Here is a 24753-nt window from a genome sequence, read left to right as displayed (position 1 = left end):
GGGAGTCGCACGGCGGTCCGAAGCGCGCCCCGTCCAGGTGCGCGACTGTGAGCAGTCGCCCAGATCCCCACCTCGCGCGGACACCGCCCACATCGCGGACACGTGGCCGTGAAACGTGAGCGCTCAGGGCCGACCGGCCCAGCATCCGGCCCCGGACAGCCCATGGGACTGCCCTCCGATCCGCCGGATGCTCGAACCACCAAAAGGCTTGGAGGAGATCCGTGATGTCGGACGCCGTGCTCAACCGCCCCCCGGTCCACGCCCTGCTCACGGACGGCACCACCGTGTGCATCCGTCCTGTGACCCCGGCCGACCACGAGCAACTGCAGGGACTCTACGAGGAGATGACCCCGGAGAACCTGCGTCTTCGGTTCTTCTCGCCGAGCTCGCGCTCCGCCGCCCTGGCCGCGGACCGGGCCTGCGCCGCACCCCGCCGAGGCTACCGGGCCCTGCTGGCCGAGACGCACGGTCAGGTGATCGGGCTGGCCGAATACGACACCGGGGGCGCCGGGGACGAGGCCGAGATGTCCATCGCCGTCTGCGACGGGCTGCACCACCGCGGGGTGGGCACCCTGCTCGTCGAGCACCTGGTCTCCGCGGCCCGGGCGGAGGGCGTCACCACCTTCACGGCCGACGCGCTCAGCGAGAACCACGAGATCCTCCGGCTCTTCGCCGACCTCGGCCTGCGCACCGCCCGCCGCTTCGAGGGCCCCGAGGTGCGCTGCACCATCCGGCTCGACCAGGACGACACCTACCTGTCGGCTGTGGAGGCGCGCGGCCGGGCCGCCGACGTCGCCAGCCTCGAGCCGCTGCTGCGCCCGCGCGTGGTCGCCGTCGCCGGCGCCGGACGCAAACCCGGCTCGGTCGGCCGGGCGATCCTGCACCACCTGAAGGCGGGCGGCTACACCCGCCGTCTCTTCGCCGTGAACCCGAGCGTCAACCACATCCTCGGCGTGCCGTCGTACCCGTCCGTCAGCGCCCTGCCCAAGACCCCCGACCTGGTCGTCGTGGCCGTCCCCGCAGCGGCGGTCCCGGCCACCGCCGAGGAGTGCGGCAAGGCCGGCGTCCGGGCGCTGCTCGTCGTCACCGCCGGCCTCGACGCCGACCAGGCGCGGGCGTTGCTGGCCACCTGCCGCAGCCACGGCATGCGCCTGGTCGGGCCCAACTGCCTCGGCATCTCCAACACCGACCCCGACCTGCGTCTGGACGCCACGTTCGCCGCCGGCCACCCGCGCCCCGGCACCGCGGGCGTCGCCGTGCAGTCCGGTGGGGTCGGCATCGCCCTCCTCGACGGGTTGTCCCGGCTGGGCATCGGTGTCTCGTCGTTCGCGTCGCTCGGCGACAAGTACGACGTCAGCGGCAACGACATGCTGCAGTGGTGGGAGAGCGACGGCCGCACCGAACTCGCGCTGCTGCACCTGGAGTCCTTCGGCAGCCCGCGGGCGTTCTCGCGCACGGCTCGGCGTGTGACCCGCCGTATGCCGGTCCTCACCGTCGACGCCGGCCGCACCGACGCGGGCCGCCGCGCCGCCGCCTCGCACACCGCGGCGGCCGCGACCCGCACCATGACCCGGCAGGCACTGTTCACGCAGGCCGGTATCACCGTGACCCGTTCGGTCGGCGAACTCCTCGAAACCGCCGCCCTGATGCACTCCCAGCCACTCCCGGCCGGCAGCCGCGTCGGGATCGTCACCAACGCGGGCGGCGCCGGGGTGCTGGCGGCCGACGCCTGCGCGGAGGCGGGACTCGCCCTGCCGCCGCTCCCTCCGGACGTGATCGACGACCTGCTCGCCGTGCTGCCCGAGGGTGCGGCGGTCGGCAACCCCGTCGACGCCACCGCCGCCGTCACCGAGGAGCGGCTCGCGGACGCGGTGGACCGGCTGATGCGGCACCCGGGCGTCGACGCCGTCCTGGTGGCCCTGGTGCCCACGGCGGTCGCCACTGCGACCGGCGACGACCTCGTCCGGGCCCTCACCGGCACCCGCCGCGGGAGCCGGGCCAAGCCGGTGGCCGCGATACGCCTCGAACAGGACCTACCCGTCAGGATGCTGCCCGCCGCCGACGGCGGCACGATCCCCTCCTACGCCGAACCGCAGGCCGCAGCACGCGCGTTGGCCCACGCCGCTCGCCGCGCGTCCTGGCTCGCCCGGCCCGCGGGTACCGTCCCGGACCTCGACGGGATCGACACGGCCCGCGCCCAGGAGATCGCCGAGACCTTCCTGACCGCGCACCCGGACGGCGGCTGGCTCCACCCGCGCACCTGTGGCGACCTGCTGGCCTGCTACGGCATCCCGCAGATCCCCTGGGAATGGGCGGAGACCGAGGACGAGGCCGTCATCGCCGCCGAACGGCTGCGCGGTCCCGACGGCCGGGTGGTGATGAAGGCCCACTGGCCGGGACTGGTTCACAAGAGCGAGCAGCGTGCCGTTCACCTCGACCTACAGGGCGATGCCCAGGTGCGCGCCGCCTTCCGCGACTTCGAGACGCGGTTCGCGGGGCTGCTCACCGGGGTGGTCGTACAGCCGCTCGCCCCGCGCGGCACCGAACTGTTCGCCGGTGTCGTCCAGGACGAGGTCTTCGGCCCACTCGTGCTGTTCGGACTCGGCGGCACCGCCACCGAGGTCCTCGGTGACCACGCCGCCCGTCTGGCCCCCCTCACCGACCACGACGTCCACGACCTGATCACCGCACCGCGCTGCGCCCCGCTGCTCTTCGGGTCGCGCGGCAGTGGGCCGGCCGATCTGGAAGGCCTCGAGCAGTTGCTCCTGCGCCTGTCCCGGATGGCGGCCGACCTGCCGCAGCTCGCCGAGGTCGACTTCAACCCCGTACTCGCGACACCGGAACGGGTCTGCGCGCTCGACGCGCGCGTGCGCCTGGTGCCGCGCAGGCCACAGGATCCCTATCTGCGCCGACTCCGCTAGGAGGAACCCGGAGATGAAACACAACAAGGTCGGCTCCGTGATGACCACCGAGGTCGTCCGCGCCGAGTACGGCACCCCCTTCAAGGAAGTGGCACGATTGCTCGCCGACCACAGGATCAGCGGACTGCCGGTCGTGGACGAGGACGAGAAGGTGATCGGCGTCCTGTCCGAGACCGACCTGATGGCCCGGCAGGCGCAGACTCCCGACCCGTACGAGCCGAAGCACCGCTTCCGGTTCGCGGCGCTCACCCGGAGCGGCAGGCGGCAGGCCGCCAAGGCCGGGGCCCGCACCGCCGGCCAGCTGATGACCGAACCACCCGTCACCACGCGCGCCGAGAACACCATCGTCGAGGCCGCACGGACCATGGCCCGCAGTCGCGTGGAGCGGCTGCCGGTCGTGGACGAGGAGGACCGGCTCGTCGGCATCGTGACCCGACGGGACCTGCTCCGGGCCTTCCTGCGGCCCGACGGGGAGATCCACGACGAGGTGGTCGAGGAAGTCCTCGTGCGTGCGCTGTGGCTGGCGCCGCGGACCGTCGACGTCTCCGTGACCGAAGGTGTCGTCACGCTCACCGGGCAGCTGGAGCGCAGGAGCGAGACGGAGATCGCCGTCTCCATGACCGAGCAGATCGACGGCGTGGTCGCGGTGGTCGGCAATCTCACCTACCGGCTGGACGACAGCCACGTCCAGCCCGGCGAGCAGGCACTGCACGGGGTGGCCGACGACTGGCTGCGCCGGTTGTGAGAGGAGGCGGGCCGCCATGGCCGGCAAGGTCCTGGTCGTCCACGGGACGACGAACGGATCGACGGCGCGCATCGCCGAGGCGATTGCCGAAGTCCTCTGCAGGGAGGGGCTGACGGCCGAGGCGCAGCCCGCCCAGTCGGTGACGTGTGTCGAAGGGTACGACGCGGTGGTGGTCGGGGGCGCACTGTACGCCGGGCGATGGCACAAGGACGCGCGCCGCTTCGTCCGCCGCCACCGGCGAGCCCTGGCCGAGCGCCCGGTGTGGTTCTTCAGCAGTGGGCCACTGGACGCCCCACCCGCGGAACGGGACATCCCGCCCGTGCGCGGTGTGCGGCGCGCCATGGACAGGCTCGATGCCGAGGGACACGTCACCTTCGGGGGCTGCCTGGAGGAGGGCGCGAAGGGGTGGGGCGCACGGATCGTCCTCCGCAATGGCGGGGGCGGCGACTTCCGCGACTTCCCCGCGATCGAGGCATGGGCGGCACGGATCGCGGACGACATGGCCGCATAGCGGCGGCAACGACGGAGCCGCGGCGCCTTACGGCACGACGACGACCGGACACCGGGCTTCGCGCAGCAGGGACTGCGCGAAGCCCGGGTCCACACCGCGGCCGCGTCCCACGACCGCGAGCGCGGCGCCCCGGGCATGGTGGACCAGGGCCTCCAGGGGGCTGAGGAGCACGACGTCCTCGAGCACCGGCACCCGCGGGTACTTCGCCCGCCACGGCCGCAACGCGTCGGCCGGCATCTGCGCCTCCTGGTCCTCCCGGGTGGCGCGGTCCCTCGCGGCCCGCCCCGCCGGCGCAGACGACGATGACTCGGCTCACAACGATCCGCCCCCCTCGCTCACGGGCAGCCCGCCCCGGCGCGTCCTACCGTGCCGACCCCTCCGGTTCCGGCGCAGGGGCCGAACGGGCCGGGCGGAGACCGTGCGGCCCATTCCCGCGGGGTGACCGCAGGAAGACGCTGGCAGCACAGAGCAGACCGAAGCGCAGGAGGTGCGCACCATGCTGTCGCCCGTCATCGCCGGAGTAGACGGATCGGCCGAGAGTCTCGCCGCGGCCGAGTGGGCCGCCCGCGAGGCGGTGCGTCGTGACCGACCGCTGCGACTGGTGCACGCGTGGAACTGGCGTCCCGGCCGGCGGGAGGGCGAGCCCGCGAACGCGGCGCAACGGCATGTGGCGCGCCGCGTCCTGCGGCAGGCGGAGGAGCGCGTCCGCGCCGCCGTACCCGGCGTGCGCCTCACCGACGAGCAGGTCGAAGGCCCGGCGACCGCGGCCTTGCTGAAGTTCGCCGAACAGGCCGAACTGCTGGTGCTGGGCTCCCGAGGCCTCAGCGGCTTCACCGGAGTTCTGGTCGGCTCGGTCGCCCAAGGGGTCGTCGCCAGGGCCTCATGCCCCGTGGTACTCGTACGGACGGGAGAGGAGGCGGAGGACGAGCACTTCCCGGCCGACGACGGCGGCCCGTCCGCCGGAACCGGCTACCGCGATGTGGTGCTCGGCGTCGACCTCGCCGACGCCTGCGACGAGGTGATCGAGTTCGCGTTCGAGGCAGCCCGGGTGCGGCACGCCCGGTTGCGTGCCGTGTACGCCTGGCAGCCGCCGTCCGCGATCAGTCTCGGGCCCGGCGACATCGGTCTGGTCAACGATCCCGCGCGGGCCGAGGAGTGGCGGGAGTTCCTGTCCGCCGTGCTGAAGGTGTGGCGCGACAAGTATCCCCGGACCGAGGTCCTGGAGACCGTCGTGGAGGGCAAGGCCTCCACCGCGCTGGTTCGGGCCGCCTCCGCGGCGAGTCTCCTCGTCGTCGGCCGCTGCCTGTCCGGGCGTCCGGGATTTCCGCGTATCGGCCCTGTCACCCATTCCGCCGTCCAACACGTCGGCTGCCCGCTGGCCGTCGTGCCCCACGAGTGAGAGACCGGAGAGCGCGATGCGCACACCGACGAAGTACGTCTACGAATTCGCCGAGGGCAGCCGGCAGATGGCCGACCTGCTCGGTGGCAAGGGAGCCGGCCTGGCCGAGATGACCCGGCTCGGGCTGCCGGTGCCGCCGGGGTTCACCGTCACGACCGAGGCCTGCAAGGTCTATCTGGCGACGGGGGAGGAGCCGCTCGAGCTCGGCATGGAGGAGGCCCGCGCCCTGGCAGCTCTGGAACAGGCCGTGGGCCGCTCCCTCGGGGCACCTGACGATCCGCTCCTGGTGTCCGTGCGCTCCGGCGCCCGGTTCTCCATGCCCGGCATGATGGAGACCATTCTCGACATCGGCCTGAACGACGCGTCCGTCGCCGGACTGGCCAAGGCGTCCGGACAGGAGCGGTTCGCCTGGGACTCCTACCGTCGGCTTGTGCAGATGTTCGGGCGCACGGTGATGGGCGTCGACGGCGACCTGTTCGAACAGGCCATCGCCGCGCACAAGGCGAAGCGCGGAACGCGCGACGACCACGACCTCGATGCCGGCGAACTCGCCCTCCTCGTCGAGGAGTTCAAGGCGATCGTCCGCCGGGAGACGGGTCAGGACTTCCCGCAGGAACCCGTCGAGCAACTCCAACGCGCCATCCGTGCCGTCCTCGACTCCTGGAACGGCGAACGCGCCCGCGTCTACCGCCACCGCGAACACATCCCGGACGACCTCGGCACCGCCGTCAACGTCCAGGCGATGGTCTTCGGAAACCTCGGTCCCGACTCCGGCACCGGCGTCGCCTTCACCCGCGACCCGGCCACCGGCGCCCGCGGCATGTACGGCGACTACCTGCCCGACGCCCAGGGCGAGGACGTCGTCGCCGGGGTGCGCGACGCCGTACCGCTGGACCAGCTGAAGATCCTCGACCCCCGCTCCTACGCCCAGCTCGCAGACCACCTGCGCACGCTGGAGAGCCACTACCGTGATCTGTGCGACGTCGAGTTCACCGTCGAGCGCGGCCGGCTGTGGATCCTTCAGACGCGGGTCGGCAAGCGCACCGCCGAGGCTGCCTTCCGCATCGCCCACGACCTGCGCGAGGAGGGCACGATCACGGCCGACGAGGCACTGGCCCGCGTGGACGGCGCCGAGCTGACCCGGCTGATGTTCCCCCGCTTCGGCGTGACCCCCGACGACGTGGCCCTCGCCCGCGGCGTACCCGCCTCGCCGGGCGCAGCGGTCGGTGTCGTCGTCTTCGACTCCGCCGAGGCGCAGCGCCGGGCCGCTGAAGGACAGAACACCATCCTCGTGCGCCGTGAGACGACCCCCGACGACCTGCCCGGAATGATCGCCGCGCAGGCCGTCCTCACCAGCCGCGGCGGCAAGACCAGCCATGCCGCCGTCGTCGCACGCGGTATGGGCAAGGTGTGCGTCTGCGGGGCCGAGTCGCTCACCGTCGACCCGGTCGCCCGCCGGCTCACCACGGACACCGGAGTCGTCGTACGCGAGGGCGACACCCTCTCCGTCGACGGAACCGCGGGCACCGTGCACCTCGGGGCGCTGCCGCTCACCGCGTCCGACGTCAGTCGCGCGCTGGAGACCGGCGAAGGCACCGGCCCGCTGACCGAGTCGGTGCTGGCAGCCCTGGCCCACGCGGACTCCGTCCGGCGCCTTCAGGTACGGGCCAACGCCGACACCCCCGAGGACGCCGCACGCGCCCGCAGGCTCGGCGCTCAGGGCATCGGTCTGTGCCGTACCGAGCACATGTTCCTCGGCGATCGTCGGGCGCGGGTCGAGGCGCTGATCCTCGCCCCCGACGACAGGGCGAGGGAACGTGCTCTGGCGGAACTTCTGCCGCTGCAGCGGACGGACTTCATCGACATCCTCGAGGCGATGGACGGACTGCCGGTGACCATCCGGCTCATCGACCCTCCGCTGCACGAGTTCCTGCCCGACCGTACCGAGCTGGCCGTCCGGCTGGCGAGCGCCACCCACCCGGACGTCCACGACCGGGAACTGCTCGATGCCGTCGAGCGCATGCACGAGCAGAACCCGATGCTGGGCCTGCGCGGCGTTCGGCTCGGCCTGGCCGTTCCCGGCCTGATGGCCATGCAGGTGAGGGCGATCGCCGAGGCTGTGGCCCACCGGCTGCGCAACGGCGGCCGGCCACGGGCCGAGATCATGATCCCGCTGGTCGGAACGGTCGAGGAGCTGCGGCTGGCGCGGGCTGAGGCGGAGCGCGTGCTCGCCGAGACCGGCGTCGAGGCAGGCGAGTCGCTGGACCTCCCGATCGGCACAATGATCGAACTGCCGCGTGCCGCCCTCACCGCGGGACGCATCGCCGAAGCCGCCGACTTCTTCTCCTTCGGCACCAACGACCTGACCCAGACGACCTGGGGACTGTCCCGGGACGACGCCGAGGCGTCCTTCTTCCCGCTGTACCTGGAGAAGGGAGTCTTCAGCACGTCCCCCTTCGAGACGATCGACCAGGAGGGTGTCGGCCGACTCGTGGAACTCGCCGTCGAGGCGGGGCGCGCCGTCGACTCCCGGCTGGAGACCGGGGTGTGCGGCGAACACGGCGGCGACCCGGAGTCCATCCACTTCTTCCACCGAACGGGTCTCGACTACGTCTCCTGCTCGCCGTTCCGCATTCCGGCCGCCCGACTCGAGGCGGGGCGAGCCGCGCTCACGGACACCGACACCAGCGACAGCAGGTGACGGTCGCGCTCGGGCCCGGCAGTCGGCACTCCGGGTGCCGGCACGCGCCGCGCCGTCCGGGTGCCGTGCCGACGCCGGACGGGACCGACGGGCCCTGTGCCGGGGAAGCTCGGCCCTGTTCCGGGCGACGGCCCACAGCAATGATCGATGTGCCGGTCGGATCCGCACCACGGACCCCGGCCGCGACGGTGAACGCCGTCCCCCTACGTGCCCACGTCTCAGAGGAGTCCCATGCTTTCGCCCGAGTCGGCCGCTGTCGTTCGTGCCACCCTGCCCGCCGTCGGCGGCGCCCTGGACGAGATCACCGCGCGCTTCTACGGCACCATGTTCACCGAGAGGCCCGAGCTGCTGGACGGCCTGTTCAACCGCGGCAACCAGGCAAGCGGTGAGCAGCGCCGGGCACTGGCCGGGTCCATAGCGGCCTTCGCCCAGGCCCTGCTGGCCGACCCCGACGCCCGCCCGGACGCGCTGCTCTCCCGCATCGCCCACAAACACGCCGCGCTCGGCGTCACCGAGGACCAGTACACGATCGTCCACAAGTACCTCTTCCGTGCCATCGGCGATGTCCTGGGCGAGGCGGTCACCCCGGAAGTGGCCGCCGCATGGGACGAGGTGTACTGGCTGATGGCCGGCGCCCTCATCGCCCGGGAGGCCCGCCTCTACCAGGACGCGCAGGTCGATCCGCGCACGCAGTGGCGGCAGTGGACCGTGGTGGAGCGGCGGGAGGAAACCCCGGACGTGGCCTCCTTCCTGCTGCGCCCGGCCGACGGGGGCCCCCTGCCCGAGGCGCGTGCCGGCCAGTACGTCAGCGTCCGGATGCTCATGCCGGACGGTATCCACCAGACCCGCCAGTACAGCCTGTCCAACGCTCCCGGCGACCGGCTGCGGCGCATCACCGTCAAGCGGGTGGCGAGCGTCGCCGACGCACCGGAGGGCGAGGTCTCCAACCAGCTGCACCGCACCGTGCACGCCGGCGACGAGCTCGCCCTGTCGGCCCCGTTCGGCGACGTGGTCCTGGACGATGCCGACACCCCGCTGGTGCTGGTCTCCGCAGGCATCGGCTGCACCCCGATGGTCGCCATGCTGGAGAACCTCGCCGCCACCGGATCGTCCCGGCCGGTATGGGTCCTGCACGCCGACCGCACCCCCGCCGACCACGCCCTGCGTGCCGACACCCGTCGCCTGCTGGACCGGCTGCCGGAGGCGCGCGGGCAGTTCTGGTACGAACAGGACGCAACCGGGGAGCCCGGCTCCCGCACGGGCCTGATGGACCTCGACGGCCTGGACCTGCCCGCCGACGCCGACGTGTACCTGTGCGGTTCGCTTCCCTTCATGCGAGCCGTGCGCACCCAGCTGCTCCAAGCGGGCGTCCCCGCCCGCAGCATCCGCTACGAGGTCTTCGGCCCCGACCTGTGGCTGGCCCACGCCGAGGGCTGACAGCCGCCCGGCGGTTCGGCCGGGCCTTGTCCGGCCGGCGCCGCTCCGCCGGCGAAGCGCTCCTGCGACGCGACCCCGGCCGCCCCCCTTCGAGGGGACGGCCGGGGTCGCGCTTTCCGCATCCCGGGACCGGGCGGTCCCTCACAGAAGGCTGCTCCAGTAGGGCCAGAACCGCGTCAGGACGAGGACGACGATCACTCCGTACCAGGCGGCGAGAAGCATCCAGTGCGTCTCCAGCACAAGGGCGGACAATCTCCGCCCTGCTGCCGGGACGGGGAGGACGCCGTGTCCGAGGTTGTGCACCGTGACGTACCAGAACAGGGCGATGGTGACGACCCAGACCACGGCGCAGTAGGGGCAGAGCCGGCCCAGGCCGAAGAGGGACTGGTGGATCAGCCAGTGCACGAACACCACGCCGGTCAACGCCCCGGCGTTCAGGGTGAGCCACAGGGCCCGGTGCAGTCGGGCCCCGGTGAGCACGGCCAGGCCGAGGACGGCGACCGCGGCGAAGGCGCCGAGGCCCAGCAGCATGTTGGGAAAGCCGAACACGCTGCCCTCGGGACTGGACATGACGCTGCCGCAGCTGACGACCGGGCTGATGTTGCACGGCGGTTGGTAGGCCGGGTCCTTCAGCAGCCGCCAGTCGTCCACGGTGAGCTGGAAGGAGGCGAGCCAGCCGGTGATCCCGGTCACGGTCATCAGCCAACCGATGCGCCGGCTCCCCTGCGCCGGGTGGGACGCTCTCATGCGGCGTGCCCGGTGGGCGGTTCGGCTGCGGGGACGCCGCTCACCACTGGTGCCGCAGTGGCTGCGCGTCGCCGGTAGACCAGGTAGGGCCGGACGAGGTAGCCGATCGGGGCGCTCCAGACGTGGACGAGGCGAGTGAACGGCCATGCCGCGAACAGCAGGCATGCGCTCAGGGCGTGCAGTTGGAACAGGAGCGGTGCGCCGGCGATCGCCTCGGGGCGCGGGTGGAGGGCGAAGACGCCGCGGAACCAGACCGAGACGGTGGAGCGGTAGTCGTAGCCGCCGCCGAACACGTTGTGCGTGGCAGTGGCGGTGACGCCGAGCAGGACGGTGGCGGTGAGCAGCGGAAACAGCAGTTTGTCGCTGCGGTCGGTGGTGAGGCGGATCCGGCGGGCGAGGAGCCGGCGGACGCACAGCATGCCCAGACCGGTGACCATGGTGGCCCCGGCGACGGAGCCCAGCGCGACGGCCGTGGTGTGGTAGGCGTGCTCGCTGATCCCGGCGGCCTCGGTCCAGGACGCGGGAACCGCCAGGCCGACCACGTGACCGGCGATCACGGCGAAGGCGCCGAGGTGGAACAGGGGGCTGCCCCGGCGCAGCCAGCGGTGTTCGAGCAGTTGCGTGGTGCGGGAGGTCCACCCGAACTGGTCCTGGCGGTAGCGCCGGACGTGCCCCACGGTGAACACGGCGAGGCAGACATAGGGCAGGGCTACCCACAGCAGCAGGTCGGTGCTCGTGGTGGCGGCCGCGATCGGGTTCATCGGAGACCTTCCGCGTGGTGGGTCGGCGGGGCGGGCGGGGGCGGGACGAAAGCATCGGGCGGCGCGAACTCTCCGGCGCCGTAGGCTCCGTAGGGGTGCAGGCCGACTTCCTCGTTCGGCGGACCCTCGGCGGCCAGCTTCGCCACCGCCTTCTCATCGGCCTCCGTCGGAGGCGGCAGGAGGGTGAGCAGCGCGGCCAGGAGGTGGTGGTACGGCGAGTCGGCCTCCTCAAGGGCCCGGTGGATCAGGTCCAGTCCCCGGCGGTGCTGCCGCAGAGGCGCCTCGCCCGCGCCGGTGCCGGCGAGCGCGGCGAACTCCAGGACGACCGGCAGGTGGTCGGGCAGTTCCCCGCCGTCGACGTCCCAGCCGGCGGCCAGGTAGCGGCGGGCCAGGGTGAGCAGGGCCATGCCGCGGCGGCGGGTGTCGCCGTGCAGGTAGTACGTGAGGTAGAGGCTGCTCCTGCGACGCAGGTCGAAGACCTCCACATAGTGGCGTTCCAGCGCCTCGGGGTCCTGCGCTGCGAACCAGGCGGTGAAGTCCGTCAGGGGCCCGGCGGCGGGCGTGGGCCGCAGGGCGCGGACCAGGGCCGCCAACTCGTCCCGTGCCGCGGCCAGTTCCTCATCGGGGTACTGCAGGAGCAGCGAGATCAGTCTCAGCAACAGGGCCCGGTCCCCGGTCTCCCGGGGCGACAGTCGGGACGGACGTGCCGGCCGGCGGACCGCGGCGCGCAGGCGGGTGCGCACGATGGCGGGAACGGTGGCGGGCAGGGGACTCACGCGCGGCCTCCCGCGGTGTCGCGGCGCAGGGTGGGGATGCCGAGCATGACCTTCCGTCCGGCCGGCTCACCGGAGGGCTCGACCGGGCAGCGGTTCTCCGTCGCGCTCAGCGCGGCGGCGTCCTCCCGGTGGGCGGCCGGGACGACGTACCGGTCCCGGTACTTGGCCACCGCCAGCAGTCGGTGCAGGCTCTCCGCCTCCCGGGCGGTCAGCCCGACGGCCTCGAGCACGGCCTCGTCGCCGTCCTCGCCGAGCGTCTTCTCCCGCATGTACGAGCGCAGCGCGGTCAGCTTCATCAGCACCCCGGCGACCACGTCGGTGTCCCCGGCGGTGAACAGTTCCGCCAGGTACTCCAGCGGGATGCGCAGCCGGGTGACGGCGGCGAAGACGTGGTCCGGGTCGTCCTGGTCGCCGCCCGCGGAGGTGACCGCGTCCAGGACCGGGGAGAGCGGGGGCACGTACCAGACCATCGGCAGCGTGCGGTACTCCGGGTGCAGCGGGAGCGCCACCCGGTACTTCGACACCAGTGCGTACACCGGGGAGCGGCGCGCGGCGTCCAGCCAGTCCTCGGGTATGCCGGCCGCACGGGCCGCCACGATCACCTCGGGGTCGTCCGGGTCGAGGAAGACGTCGCGCTGGGCGTCCAGCAGGTCCCGCTCGTCCGGGGTCGCCGCGGCCCCGCCCACCCTGTCGGCGTCGTACAGCAGCAGCCCCAGGTAGCGCAGCCGGCCGACGCACGTCTCCGAGCAGACCGTGGGCTGCCCCGCCTCGATGCGCGGGAAGCAGAACGTGCACTTCTCCGCCTTGCCGGTGGCGTGGTTGACGTACACCTTCTTGTACGGGCACGCCGTCACGCACATCCGCCAGCCGCGGCAGCGGTCCTGGTCGACCAGGACGATGCCGTCCTCCACCCGCTTGTACATCGCGCCGGACGGACAGGCCGACACACAGGCCGGGTTGAGGCAGTGCTCACACAGCCGGGGCAGGTGGAACAGGAAGGTCTGCTCGAACTCGAACCTCACCTTCTCGGCCCACGCGCCGCTCAGGTTCGGGTCGCCGCCCGCGTGCGCGGGTGCCCCGCCCAGGCCGTCCTCCCAGTTGGCGCCCCAGGTGATGGAGGTCGGCCTGCCGGTGAGGACCGAGCGCGGGCGGGCGACGGGCATGTCGGCTCCCGCGGGGGCGCTGACCAGGTTGTCGTAGTCGTACGTCACCGGCTCGTAGTAGTCCTCGATGGCCGGCAGGTCCGGATTGGAGAACAGCGACAGCAGCCGCTTGACCCGGCCACCGGAGCGCAGCACCAGCCGGCCCCTGCGGTCCAGCCTCCAGCCGCCCTTCCACTGCTCCTGGTCCTCGTACCGGCGCGGGTAGCCGACGCCCGGCTTGGTCTCCACGTTGTTGAACCAGGCGTACTCCACGCCCTTCCGGTTCGTCCAGGTCTGCTTGCAGGTGACCGAACAGGTGTGACACCCGATGCACTTGTCGAGGTTCATCACCATCGCCACCTGGGCCATCACTCGCATGTCAGTACTCCACCCGCTGGCTGCGGCGGCGGATGACGGTGACCTCGTCACGCTGGTTGCCGGTCGGGCCGTAGTAGTTGAAGGCGTAGGTGAACTGGGCGTGGCCGCCGGCCAGATGGGTCGGCTTGAGCAGCAGCCTCGTCAGCGAGTTGTGGATGCCGCCGCGCTTGCCGCTGACCTCGGTCCTCGGCACGTTCACGGTGCGGTCCTGGGCGTGGTACATGTACACGGTGCCCTCGGGCATGCGGTGGGTGACCACGGCGCGGGCGGCGACGACGCCGTTGCGGTTGTACGCCTCGATCCACTCGTTGTCCCTGACGCCGATCCTCTCGGCGTCGGCCTGGGACATCCAGATCACCGGGCCGCCGCGGGACAGGTCGAGCATGTACTTGTTGTCCTGGTAGTTCGAGTGGATGGACCACTTGGAGTGCGGGGTCAGGTAGCGGACCGTGACCTCCGCCCGGCCGTCCTCGCCGAGGTGCTCGTCGCCGTAGTGCCGGATCGCGTTCAACGGCGGCCGGTAGACGGGGAGTTGCTCGCCCAGCTCGGCCATCCAGTCGTGCTGGACGAAGAAGTGCTGGCGGCCGGTGAGGGTGTGCCAGGGCTTCCGGTGCTCGACGTTGATCACGAAGGGGGAGTACCGGCGCCCGCCGGCCTCCGACCCCGACCACTCGTACGACGTCATCACGGCGCGGGGCTGGGTGCGGGTGTCGGCGAACGTGATCCGCTCGGCCTCACGTTCGGAGGCCAGCTCCACCAGGCCCCCGCTGCCGGTCTGCCGCTCCAGCTCCCGGAAACCCTCGGTCGCCAGACGGCCGTTGGTGGTGCCGGACAGTGCGAGGATCGCCTCGCACATGTCGGTGGCGGTGGCCAGGGCGGGACGCCCGGCGGCGAGCCCGTCCCGTACGGTGCCGCAGCGGTGGCGCAGCTCGTCGAGCTCCCGGTCCGGGTGGACGGTGACGCCCTTGGTGGTCGTACCCAGGGTGTCCAGCAGTGGGCCGACCGCCCGGATCTTCTGCGCCACGGCCGCGTAGTCCCGCTCGACCACGACCAGCTTCGGCATCGTCCGGCCTGGAATCGGCTCGCACTCGCCGTTCTTCCAGTCCCTCACCACTCCTCCCGGCTGGGCGAGTTCGTCCGGGGTGTCGTGGGCCAGCGGTACGGCCAGGACGTCGGTGCGGGTGCCCAGATGCTCGGCGGCCAGCTCGCTGAACCTGTCGGCAAGGGCCAGGAACGTGTCGTAGTCGGTGCGCGCCTCCCAGGGCGGGGCGATGGCCGGGGTGAAGGCGTGTACGAAGGGATGCATGTCCGTGCTCGACAGGTCGTCCTTCTCGTACCAGGTCGCGGCGGGCAGCACCACGTCGGAGAGCAGCCCGGTGGAGGTCATCCGGAAGTCCATGGAGACCAGCAGGTCGAGTCTGCCCTCGGGTGCCTCCTCGTGCCACACCACATCCTCGGGGCGTTCCCCGGGCGGGGTCTCGGCAGAGCGGACCGCCGCGTCCGTGCCCAGCAGGTGGCGCAGGAAGTACTCGTTGCCCTTGCCGGAGGACCCCAGCAGGTTCGCCCGCCACACCGTCAGCACACGCGGGAAGTTGACCGGGTCGTCCGGATCTTCCGCGGCGAACCTCAGCCGCCCGGACTTCAGCTCGTCCACGATGTGCTCGGCGATGTCGCGTCCCCCGGCCGCCGCCTCGTCGGCCAGGTCCAGCGGGTTGCGGTTGAAGCCGGGGTGACCCGGTGTCCAGCCGAGACGCACGGCCTGCGCCAGGCAGTCCGCGAACGCCTTGCCCTTGAACCGGCCGGCACCGAGCGGCGAGGCCAGTTCCTCGGGACCGAACGCCTCGTAGCGCCACTGGTCGGTGTTCAGGTACCAGTAGGAGGTGCCCGCCATGTGCCGGGTGGGCCGCTGCCAGTCGAAGGCGAACGCCAGGTGCTGGAAGCCGGTCAGCGGACGGACCTTCTCCTGACCCACGTAGTGGGCCCAGCCGCCGCCGTTCACGCCCTGGCAGCCGGTCATCGTGGTCAGCGCCAGGAACGCGCGGTAGATCGTGTCGGAGTGGAACCAGTGGTTGGTGCCCGCGCCCATCGCGATCATCGACCGGCCGTTCGTGCGCTCGGCGTTACGGGCGAACTCCCGGGCGATCCGCGCCGCCTGCCCGGCCGGCACCGAGGTGATGGTCTCCTGCCAGGCCGGGGTGTACGGCTGGCTCGCGTCGTCGTACGCCGGCGGCCATGCGCCCGGCAGGCCGGGCCGGACCACCCCGTACTGGGCGAGCATCAGGTCGAACACGGTGGTGACGAGCCGGCCCCCGACGCGTCGCACCGGCACGCCGCGCACCATCACCGAGCCGCCCTCGGTGGCGCCCTCGTCAAACCGGGGCAGTGCGACCCGCACCCGGTCCTCTGCCGTCTCCAGCAGGCTCAACTCCGGCTCGATGCCGTCGAGTCCGAGGTTCCAGCGGCCTCGCCCGGCTTCCCCCCACCGGAAGCCGAGCGAGCCGCCGGGGACCACCGGTTCGCCGGTGGCCCGGTCCAGCAGCACCGTCTTGAACGCCGCGTGCTCCTCGTCGCGGCCGAGGTCGGCCGCGGTCAGGAACCCGTCCGGGACGAGCCCGTGCTCGCCCTCCCGCAGCGTCACCAGGAACGGTGCGTCCGTGTAGCTCCGCAGGTAGTCCCGGAAGTACGGCACCTCGCGGTCGACGAGGAACTCGCGCAGGATCACATGGCCCATGGCCATCGCCAGGGCCCCGTCCGTTCCCGGGTGCGGGGCGAGCCACTCGTCGGCGAACTTGACGTTGTCGGCGTAGTCGGGGCTGACCGCGACCACCTTGGTGCCGTTGTAGCGGGTCTCGGTCAGGAAGTGCGCGTCGGGCGTGCGGGTGACGGGGATGTTGGAGCCCCACATCACCAGGTAGCCCGCGTTCCACCAGTCCGCCGCCTCGGGAACGTCGGTCTGGTCGCCGAAGACCTGCGGGGAGGCGACCGGCAGGTCGGCGTACCAGTCGTAGAAGGACAGCAGTGTCCCGCCGATCAGTGACAGGAAGCGGGCGCCGGCCGCGAAGGACGCCATGGACATCGCCGGGATCGGGGAGAAGCCCGCCACCCGGTCCGGCCCGTACGTCCCGACGGTGTGCACGTGGGCGGCGGCGACCAGTTCGGTGACCTCGTCCCAGTTCGCGCGCACCAGGCCGCCCTTGCCGCGGGCCCGCTTGTAGGCGCGGGCCTTCGCCGGGTCGCCGGTGATCTCGGCCCAGGCCGCCACCGGGTCGCCGAGCCGCCGCCGGGCCTCGCGCCACAGCTTCAGCAGCGCGCCCCGTACATACGGGTGGCGGACCCGGCTGGGGGAGTAGGTGTACCAGGAGAACGACGCCCCCCGCGGGCAGCCGCGAGGTTCGTACTCGGGGCAGTCGGTGCCGATCGACGGGTAGTCGGTGGCCTGGTGCTCCCAGGTGATGATGCCGTCCTTGACGTAGACCATCCACGAGCAGGAACCGGTGCAGTTGACGCCGTGCGTGGAGCGCACCACCTTGTCGTGCGCCCAGCGGCCCCGGTAGAAGCCCTCCCACTTCGGGTCGCCTGCACCGAAGACGGCGCGTCCGTCGGCCGACACCTCGCGGCGGGTCAGCAGCCTGCGGGCGGCCAGCGGCCAGCCCTCGCCTGCGCGCCGCTGCGACGGTCGCGCGATCTCGTCGTTCTCCATGGCCACGAACGCTAGGCGTCGGTCCGGTTCCGGGCCTGGGGCCGAACGGCCCCGACCGGCAGACCTTCCGGCCCGGACCCTCCCGTGCCGGCCCGGAACCCAGGTCCCCATGACGCGCCGAGGGGCGGTGCGGCCGTCACGAGCCGGCCGTGGGACCGCCGGCGACCATCCGGCCCTGCGGCCCGTCCGGCACTGCCGGATCACTGCAGCGAGGGACACTCGGCCCCCGTCGATGGGCTCATCGGCCGCCGCGCCGACACCGCCCGATCGCGGATGCTGACCGCTGATCCGATCCGTTCCCGGCCCCCGGTGTCGTCGACTCGCACGAGGGAGGAAGCATGGTGCGCAGGCCCGACCTGGACGCGGGCGCCCTGGAGGCGCTGCTCGCGGCGGCTGTGGCGGCCCCGTCCGTCCACAACACACAGCCCTGGCGTTTCCGCGTGGACCCGGAGAGCCGGCTCCTGGAGGTCCGCGCGGTGCGGGAGCGGCTGTTGCCGTTGGCCGACCCCGACGGCCGTGCGGAGCATCTGTCCGTGGGCGCGGCCGTGTACAACCTCCGGCTCGCCGCCGAGCACCTGGGATGGCGCCCGGAGGTGTGGCTGCTGCCCGACCCGGGCGAGCCCGATCTGCTGGCTGCCGTACGGCTCACCGCCCCGGCAGGTCCCCACGACCGCCACGGGCAGGAGGCGAAGCTGTACGACGCCATCGCGCGGCGGCACACCAGCCGGATGCCGTTCACAGGGCGCCCGGTGCCCGATCCGGTCGTGGTGGAACTGTCCGCGGCGGCGCACTCCGAAGGCGCGCGACTGCATCTGCCGGACATCGCGGGAACCCGGAGGCTGCTGCACCTGACCGCCGTCGCCGAGGCCCGCAACCAGGCCAGCCGGTCGCGCTCCGCCGAGGCCCGCGCCTGGATCACGGCCCCCGGGTCGGACCGGCCGTACGGCATCCCGGTCACGGCACTCGGCCCGGCGGACGCGGCCGGGCGGATGCCGATGCGGGACTTCACCGGCCCCCTGCCGACGCTGCGGCTGCCCGCTCTGCGCTTCGAACGCCACGCCCAGGTGGCCCTGTTGTGGACCTCCCAGGACCGGCGCGAGGACTGGCTGCGCGCGGGCCAGGCCCTGCAGCGCGTGCTGCTGACGGCAACCGTGCACGGGGTGCGTACCTCGCTTCTGCACCAGGCGATGGAATGGCCGGACCTGCGGGAGGCCGTCGGCCTCGCCCGCAGGCGGTGCCACCCGCACCTGCTGATCCGCATGGGCTACGGTCCGGACGGCGGCCGCACCCCCCGCGCCCGCGTGCAGGCGGTGCCGGCGCCTGCGAACGAGCCCCGCGCGGCACCCCCGGCGACCGGCACCGGATCGGAGACCTGAGCGGGCGCGTACGCCCCGGGCCGGTCTCCCGGCGACCGGCTCCGGCTGCCGAGGCCGCGCACGGTCGCTGCGAACCGGTCCGCGGTCAGTCCGGCCGCGCGCGCCCGCGAGCTCCCGGCCGGCGACCACTGGGCCTCGATGTCTGCGAAGGCCCCGTCGCGCGTGACCACCGAGGAGCGCTCGCCGGTTCGCGACGGCCGTTGGTGTTCGGCGCGTCCCCCACCGCGGTCGCCCGGCCGGTGACGAGCACACTCTCCCGCCGCAGCGGGTCCCGGTGTCGGAGTCGCCGGCCTCGAAGGCCACGACGACGGTGCCGCGGCCAGAGCCTGTGCCCCAACGCGGTACGGGAGCGGGATGCCCGTCCCGGGTCGGCCGGGAACCGAGGACCGCCGGGCCGGCGGATGAGGCCTTGTGGCCCACCCCCCGAGGGGGTCCGAATCCGGATATTCGCATCAGGTCACTGGCACGCGGCACGCGGTCGTCAGGTCCCGCGGCCCCGGTACGACCCCGGGCCGCACGGCGAACACGAAGGGACGGGCGGCATGCTTCAGCCGTCGAGGGAGAAGAACGAGGCACCGGCACGGAATGCGACCGTGTCCGGCCGGGCGGGCCTGATGCTGGCGTTGGCCACGGTGGGCTTCGCCGTCAACTTCTGGGCGTGGGCGCTGCTCAGCCCGCTCGGCCCCCGGTTCAAGGACAGCCTGGGCCTCAGCTCGTTCCAGCAGTCGCTGCTGGTGGCGGTGCCGGTCGTGGTCGGCTCGCTGGGCCGGATCCCGGTCGGTGCGCTGACCGACCGGTTCGGCGGGCGCGTGATGTTCCCGCTGGTCTCGGCCGTCACCATGGTGCCCGTGCTCTACCTGGGCCTGGCCGGGCACTCCTCGCTCGCCGCCCTGCTGGTGGGTGGCTTCTTCCTCGGTACCGGCGGCACCGCGTTCGCCGTCGGTGTGCCGTTCGTCAACGCCTGGTTCCCGCCGGAGCGGCGCGGCCTGGCGATTGGGATCTTCGGGGCCGGCATGGGCGGCACCGCGATCAGCGCGCTGACCACGGTCGGGCTGGTGAAGGCGCACGGCATGGCCGACCCCTTTCTGATCACCGCCGCCGTGCTCGCGGTCTACGCGGTGGTGGCCGCCCTGGTGCTGCGGGACGCGCCCGGCCGTACGGTGCCCACCGAACCGCTGGCCCGCCGCCTGGCCGCCACCCTCGAGCTCGGGATCACCTGGCAGGCGTCCGCCCTGTACACGGTCGCCTTCGGCGGATACGTCGCCTTCTCCGTCTACCTGCCCACCTACCTGAAGACCGGCTACGGCCTGACCCAGGCGGACGCGGCGAACCGCATGGCCGGCTTCGTGCTGCTGGCGGTGGCCATGCGCCCGGTGGGCGGCTGGCTTTCGGACCGCATCGGCCCGGTGCGGGTGCTGGCCGGTGTGCTGACCGTGGTCGTCGTCGAGTCGTTCACCCCGTCCCTGGCGGCGGTGGGCACGATCGCGTTCCTGGCGATGGCCGCCGCGCTCGGCGCGGGCAGTGGTGCCGTGTTCGCCCTGGTCGCGCTGCTGGCCCCGGCGAACACGGTCGGCTCTGTCACCGGCGTCGTCGGCGCCGCGGGGGGCATCGGCGGCTTCGTCCCTCCGCTGGTGATGGGCTCGCTCTACGGAGCCTACGGCTCGTACGCGGTCGGGCTGGCCCTGCTCGCGGTGGTGGCCGCCGCGGCCCTCGCCTTCACCGGCACGGGTGTGCGCCGCGCGCTCACCCGGCGCGTCCCCGCGACCCCGGCCCACTGATCCCCCGGGCCGGGAACGCGGCCTGCCGGATGCTCCGTTCCGGTCGGCTCGGCGGCTGTGGCCCGAACGGCCCTGTTGGGTAACCGGCGCGTCGACGGAGGGTGGCCGTACACACCGGAGCACAAGACGCGCACGACACCAAGACACACGAGACCCGCAAGACGCCAGACACCCCGACCACTGCCCCTGGGACCCGACCCGGCACGGAAAGGAATCCTGATGCCCGCCGACACGCAGCAGGCACCCGCTCAGCTGGAGGAGGACGAGCTGAGGTCGCTGGACGCCCACTGGCGCGCCGCGAACTATCTGGCCGTCGGCCAGATCTACCTCATGGCCAACCCCCTGCTGACCGAACCCTTGCGTCCCGAGCACGTCAAGCCGCGCCTCCTGGGCCACTGGGGCACATCACCGGGCCTGAATCTGGTGCACACCCACCTCAACCGCGTCATCAAGGCCCGAGAACTGGACGCCCTGTGCATCTGGGGCCCCGGTCACGGCGGACCCGCGGTGCTCGCCAACTCCTGGCTGGAGGGCTCCTACTCGCAGACGTACCCCGACATCACACGGGACGCGGCCGGCATGGCCCGGCTCTTCAAGCAGTTCTCCTTCCCCGGCGGAGTGCCGAGCCACGTCGCACCCGAGACGCCCGGTTCGATCCACGAGGGCGGTGAACTCGGCTACTCGCTCTCGCACGCCTACGGCGCCGCGCTGGACAACCCCCGCCTGCTGGTCGCGTGTGTGATCGGTGACGGTGAGGCCGAGACCGGGCCGCTGGCCGCGTCCTGGCACTCCAACAAGTTCCTCGACCCCGTCCACGACGGCGCCGTCCTGCCCGTCCTGCACCTCAACGGCTACAAGATCGCCAACCCGACGGTGCTCTCCCGGCTTCCCGAAGCGGAACTCGACGACCTGCTGCGCGGCTACGGCCACGACCCGATCCATGTCACCGGTGACGACCCGGCCACCGTGCACCGCGCGATGGCACAGGCCATGGACACCGCCCTGGACCGTATCGCCTCGATCCAGCGCGCCGCCCGCGAGGACGGTGCCACCGACCGGCCCCGCTGGCCCGTCATCGTGCTGCGCACTCCGAAGGGCTGGACCGGGCCGGCTCAGGTCGACGGGCTGCCCGTGGAGGGCACCTGGCGTTCCCACCAGGTGCCGCTGGCCGCCGTACGGGACAACCCGGAGCATCTGCGGCAGCTGGAGCAGTGGCTGCGCTCCTACCGGCCGGAAGAACTGTTCGACGAGCACGGCGCCCCGCGCCCCGACGTGCTGGCGTGCATCCCCGAAGGGGCGCGTCGGCTGGGCGCCACCCCGTACGCCAACGGTGGACTCCTGCTGCGTGAGCTGCCCCTGCCGCCGCTGGAGCGGTACGCCGTCGAGGTCGACAAGCCCGGCGCCACCCTGCACGAACCCACCCGAGTCCTCGGCGACATGCTCCAGGACGTCATGCGGGCCACCGCCGACCGCCGCGACTTCCGTCTCGTCGGCCCCGACGAGACGGCCTCCAACCGCCTCCAGGCCGTCTACGCGGCCAGTGGCAAGGCCTGGCAGGCCGCCACCCTCGAGGTGGACGAACACCTCGACCGGCACGGCCGGGTGATGGAGATCCTCTCCGAACACACCTGCCAGGGCTGGCTGGAGGGCTACCTCCTCACCGGCCGGCACGGGCTGTTCTCCTGCTACGAGGCGTTCGTGCACATCGTCGACTCGATGGTCAACCAGCACGTCAAGTGGCTGCGCACCTCCCGCCGCCTGTCCTGGCGCGCTCCCGTCGCCTCCCTCAACTACCTGCTCACCTCGCACGTGTGGCGACAGGACCACAACGGCTTCTCCCACCAGGACCCCGGTTTCGTCGACCACATCCTCAACAAGAGCCCCGAAGCGGTACGGGTCTACCTGCCGCCGGATGCCAACACCCTGCTGTCGGTGGCCGACCACGCACTGCGCAGCCGTGACTACGTCAACGTGATCGTCGCCGGCAAACAGCCCTGTTTCGACTGGCTGTCGATGGAGGAGGCCAAGGTGCACTGCGCACGCGGCGCCGGCATCTGGGAGTGGGCCGGCACCGAGGACGGCTCACGCGAACCGGACGTGGTACTGGCCTGCGCGGGCGACGTACCCACCCAGGAGGTCCTCGCGGCGGCCCGGTTGCTGCGCCGCCACCTGCCCGAACTGGTCGTGCGGGTGGTCAACGTCGTCGACATCGCCCGGCTGCTGCCGAGCGAGGAACACCCGCACGGCTTGAGCGAGTTCGAGTACGACGGGCTGTTCACCCCGGACAAGCCGGTGATCTTCGCCTATCACGGCTACCCGTGGTTGATCCACCGCCTGGCCTACCGGCGTACCGGCCACCGCAACCTCCATGTGCGCGGCTACAAGGAGATCGGCACCACCACCACGCCGTTCGACATGGTGGTCGGCAACGACCTCGACCGCTACCGCCTGGTCATGGACGTCATCGACCGCGTCCCCGGCCTCGCGGTCCGCGCGGCGGCCGTACGCCAGCACATGGAGGATGTCCGGCAGCGCCACCACGTCTGGATCCGCGAGCACGGCACGGATCTCCCCGAGGTCGCCGACTGGACGTGGGACGGCTGAGCAGCCGCGTGCCCTCCCGGCCGGGCGGGAAGCGTCAGGCGGATGCGCCGAGCGGGACCGCCCACTCGACGACGGTGCCGCTCGGCCGGTTCGCGGACAGGGTGAACGTGCCGCCCATCTCGTCCGCGCGCCGGCGAAGGTTGGCCAGGCCGCTGCGGCGGGTGACCGCCGGGTCGATTCCGCGGCCGTTGTCGGCGACACGCAGCTTCAGGGCGGCGTCGGTGACCTCGACGCCGATGTCGACAGCGGTGGGGTGCGCGTGCCGGGCGGCGTTCGACAGGGCTTCGCCGAGCACGGCCAGCAGGTGCTCGGCCTGCCCGGCGGACACGGCCGTGTCCAGCAGCCCGGTCATGCGCAGCGCGGGGGCGAAGCCGAGCGTTTCGGTGGCCCGTTCGGTGGCCGCCACCAACTGGGCACGCAGCCCGGTGCCACGACGGGCCTGGTCGTGCTCCCGGAGCGCGTAGACGGTGGAGCGGATGATCTTGATGGTGTCGTCCAGGTCGTCCACGACGCGCTGGATCCGTTCGCCCACCTCGGGCAGGCCGGAGACCCGGCTCAGCGTGGACTGCAACGTCAGCGCGCCGGCGAACATCCGCTGGATGACCAGGTCGTGCAGGTCCCGCGCGATCCTGTCGCGGTCGTTGAGCACGACCATCCGCTCGGCGTCCCGCCGGTGCTCGGCGACGTCCAGGGCCAACGCGGCCTGGTTGCCGAACCCGGCGACCATGTCGATCACGGCGTCGGTGAAGAGGTCCCCGCCCGGCACGTTCGCGACCTGCAGCACTCCGCGGACGTGCTCCCGGGTGCCGAGCGGTGCGAAGAAGGCCGGCCCGAGCTCCACCACCGAGGCGCTGCCGCCCTCGGAGCGGGGGTCGGCGCTCACGGCCTCACTGATGATCGTCTCCCCGGACGTGTAGACCTTCGCGGCCAGAGTCGTGGCGGGCAGCACCAGCCCGCGGACCTCCTCGGCCAGCGGTCCGGAGGCCGCCTCGATGACCAGCTCGCCACGGTCACCGACCGGCACCGCCAAGGTGACCAGATCCGCTCCGGCCATCTCCCGCACGGTGCCGGTGCAGGACTGGAGCACCGCGGCGGGCTCAGCGCCCGACAGCAGATTGCGGGTCAGCTCGTTGCTCGCCGCCAGCCACCGCTGCCGGCGGTGCGCATCGTCGTACAGCCGGGCGTTGTCGATCGCCACGCCTGCCGCCGCAGCGAGGGTGCGCAGCACCGCCTCGTCGTCGCTGTCGAACTCCGCGCCGCTCTGCTTGTTCGTCAGGTACAGATTGCCGAAGACCTGGTCCCGCACCCGGACGGGGGCGCCGAGGAAGCTCGTCATCGGCGGGTGCCCGGACGGGAAGCCGACGGACGCCGGATGCTCCGCCAGGTTCGCCAGGCGCAGCGGCTCGGGGTGCCGGATGAGCAGCCCGAGGATGCCCTCGCCGCGCGGATAGTGCCCGATCCGGGTGATCGTCTCCTCGTCCATGCCGACCGTGACGAACTGCTTGATCGTGTCTTCCTCGCCCAGCACGCCGAGCGCCCCGTAGCGGGCGTCGACCAGGGCGACCGCCGACTCCACGATGCGGTGCAGCACCACCTCCAGGTCCAGGTCGGAGCCGACCGCCAGTACCGCGTCGAGCAACGTGTGGACCCGGTCCCGGGCTCCCCGGACCTGCGCCACCTGCTGCTGCAGGTCGTCCAGCAGTGCGTCCAGCCGCAGCTGCGGAGACACCCCGGATGCCTCCACCTCGCGCGAATCGTGCGCGCGTTCGCCCACCAC

General features: G+C 72.5%; 16 protein-coding genes. 9 read left to right on the top strand and 7 right to left on the bottom strand.

The window, feature by feature from the left end:
• Positions 1 to 224 precede the first annotated feature (224 nt).
• From AC5WS8_RS03810 to AC5WS8_RS03800, 3 genes are read left to right on the top strand one after another with little or no spacing between them, the layout of a single operon-like run.
• Complete coding sequence (locus AC5WS8_RS03810; protein WP_496101794.1) at positions 225 to 2921, top strand: bifunctional acetate--CoA ligase family protein/GNAT family N-acetyltransferase; 2697 nt, start codon at positions 225 to 227, stop codon at positions 2919 to 2921.
• A gap of 13 nt (positions 2922 to 2934) precedes the next feature.
• Positions 2935 to 3666: a CBS domain-containing protein gene (locus tag AC5WS8_RS03805; RefSeq protein WP_496101793.1), complete on the top strand. Its 732-nt coding sequence runs from the start codon at positions 2935 to 2937 to the stop codon at positions 3664 to 3666.
• A gap of 16 nt (positions 3667 to 3682) precedes the next feature.
• Positions 3683 to 4177: a flavodoxin domain-containing protein gene (locus AC5WS8_RS03800; protein ID WP_496101792.1), complete on the top strand. Its 495-nt coding sequence runs from the start codon at positions 3683 to 3685 to the stop codon at positions 4175 to 4177.
• A gap of 27 nt (positions 4178 to 4204) precedes the next feature.
• On the opposite strand, the gene AC5WS8_RS03795 is transcribed toward AC5WS8_RS03800, so the two are convergent.
• The gene (locus tag AC5WS8_RS03795; protein ID WP_496101791.1) at positions 4205 to 4414 is read right to left on the bottom strand and encodes an adenine nucleotide alpha hydrolase family protein; all 210 of its coding nucleotides are present in this window, start codon (positions 4412 to 4414) and stop codon (positions 4205 to 4207) included.
• Positions 4415 to 4673: 259 nt separating this feature from the next.
• On the opposite strand from AC5WS8_RS03795, the gene AC5WS8_RS03790 reads away from it, so the two are divergent.
• From AC5WS8_RS03790 to AC5WS8_RS03780, 3 genes are all read left to right on the top strand, one after another.
• Positions 4674 to 5576, top strand: coding sequence for a universal stress protein (locus AC5WS8_RS03790; RefSeq protein WP_496101790.1), 903 nt, complete (start codon positions 4674 to 4676; stop codon positions 5574 to 5576).
• Between the two features lie 16 nt (positions 5577 to 5592).
• Positions 5593 to 8277 carry a pyruvate, phosphate dikinase gene (gene ppdK, locus AC5WS8_RS03785; RefSeq protein ID WP_496101789.1) on the top strand — a complete coding sequence of 895 codons (2685 nt, stop codon included), beginning with the start codon at positions 5593 to 5595 and terminating at the stop codon, positions 8275 to 8277.
• Between the two features lie 231 nt (positions 8278 to 8508).
• Entirely contained in the window at positions 8509 to 9714 is a 1206-nt protein-coding gene (locus tag AC5WS8_RS03780) for a globin domain-containing protein (RefSeq protein ID WP_496101788.1), read from the top strand.
• 141 nt (positions 9715 to 9855) lie between these two features.
• On the opposite strand, the gene AC5WS8_RS03775 is transcribed toward AC5WS8_RS03780, so the two are convergent.
• Genes AC5WS8_RS03775 through AC5WS8_RS03755 form a run of 5 tightly spaced genes read right to left on the bottom strand, consistent with a single transcriptional unit; the run spans position 9856 to position 17218 of the window.
• Positions 9856 to 10413, bottom strand: a complete 558-nt coding sequence (locus AC5WS8_RS03775) for a vitamin K epoxide reductase family protein (protein ID WP_496101787.1) — start codon at positions 10411 to 10413, stop codon at positions 9856 to 9858.
• Between the two features lie 44 nt (positions 10414 to 10457).
• Entirely contained in the window at positions 10458 to 11222 is a 765-nt protein-coding gene (narI, locus tag AC5WS8_RS03770) for a respiratory nitrate reductase subunit gamma (protein ID WP_496101786.1), read from the bottom strand.
• The gene (gene narJ, locus AC5WS8_RS03765; RefSeq protein ID WP_496101785.1) at positions 11219 to 11998 is read right to left on the bottom strand and encodes a nitrate reductase molybdenum cofactor assembly chaperone; all 780 of its coding nucleotides are present in this window, start codon (positions 11996 to 11998) and stop codon (positions 11219 to 11221) included. Before narJ ends, narI begins: the two co-directional genes overlap by 4 nt.
• Positions 11995 to 13518, bottom strand: coding sequence for a nitrate reductase subunit beta (narH, locus tag AC5WS8_RS03760; protein WP_496101784.1), 1524 nt, complete (start codon positions 13516 to 13518; stop codon positions 11995 to 11997). The genes narJ and narH overlap by 4 nt, the downstream gene beginning before the upstream one ends.
• A 1-nt stretch (position 13519) precedes the next feature.
• Positions 13520 to 17218 carry a nitrate reductase subunit alpha gene (locus AC5WS8_RS03755; RefSeq protein WP_496101783.1) on the bottom strand — a complete coding sequence of 1233 codons (3699 nt, stop codon included), beginning with the start codon at positions 17216 to 17218 and terminating at the stop codon, positions 13520 to 13522.
• A gap of 338 nt (positions 17219 to 17556) precedes the next feature.
• On the opposite strand from AC5WS8_RS03755, the gene AC5WS8_RS03750 reads away from it, so the two are divergent.
• The 3 genes from AC5WS8_RS03750 (at position 17557) to AC5WS8_RS03740 (ending at position 22976) form a co-directional block, all read left to right on the top strand.
• Positions 17557 to 18594 carry an Acg family FMN-binding oxidoreductase gene (locus AC5WS8_RS03750; RefSeq protein ID WP_496101782.1) on the top strand — a complete coding sequence of 346 codons (1038 nt, stop codon included), beginning with the start codon at positions 17557 to 17559 and terminating at the stop codon, positions 18592 to 18594.
• 542 nt (positions 18595 to 19136) lie between these two features.
• A complete protein-coding gene (locus AC5WS8_RS03745; RefSeq protein ID WP_496101781.1) occupies positions 19137 to 20372 on the top strand; it encodes an MFS transporter in 1236 nt (411 codons plus the stop codon).
• A gap of 219 nt (positions 20373 to 20591) precedes the next feature.
• Positions 20592 to 22976 (top strand): phosphoketolase family protein, encoded by a 2385-nt coding sequence (locus tag AC5WS8_RS03740; protein ID WP_496101780.1) that lies wholly within the window; start codon positions 20592 to 20594, stop codon positions 22974 to 22976.
• Positions 22977 to 23010: 34 nt separating this feature from the next.
• Here the strand turns inward: AC5WS8_RS03740 and AC5WS8_RS03735 are convergent, their stop codons facing one another.
• Positions 23011 to 24750: a sensor histidine kinase gene (locus AC5WS8_RS03735; protein WP_496101779.1), complete on the bottom strand. Its 1740-nt coding sequence runs from the start codon at positions 24748 to 24750 to the stop codon at positions 23011 to 23013.
• Positions 24751 to 24753: the final 3 nt, after the last annotated feature.

This window comes from Streptomyces sp. PTL18 (assembly GCF_059510295.1).
The sequence above is the reverse complement of the archived record's forward strand: the minus strand, read 5'-3'. Positions and strand labels throughout refer to the sequence as shown.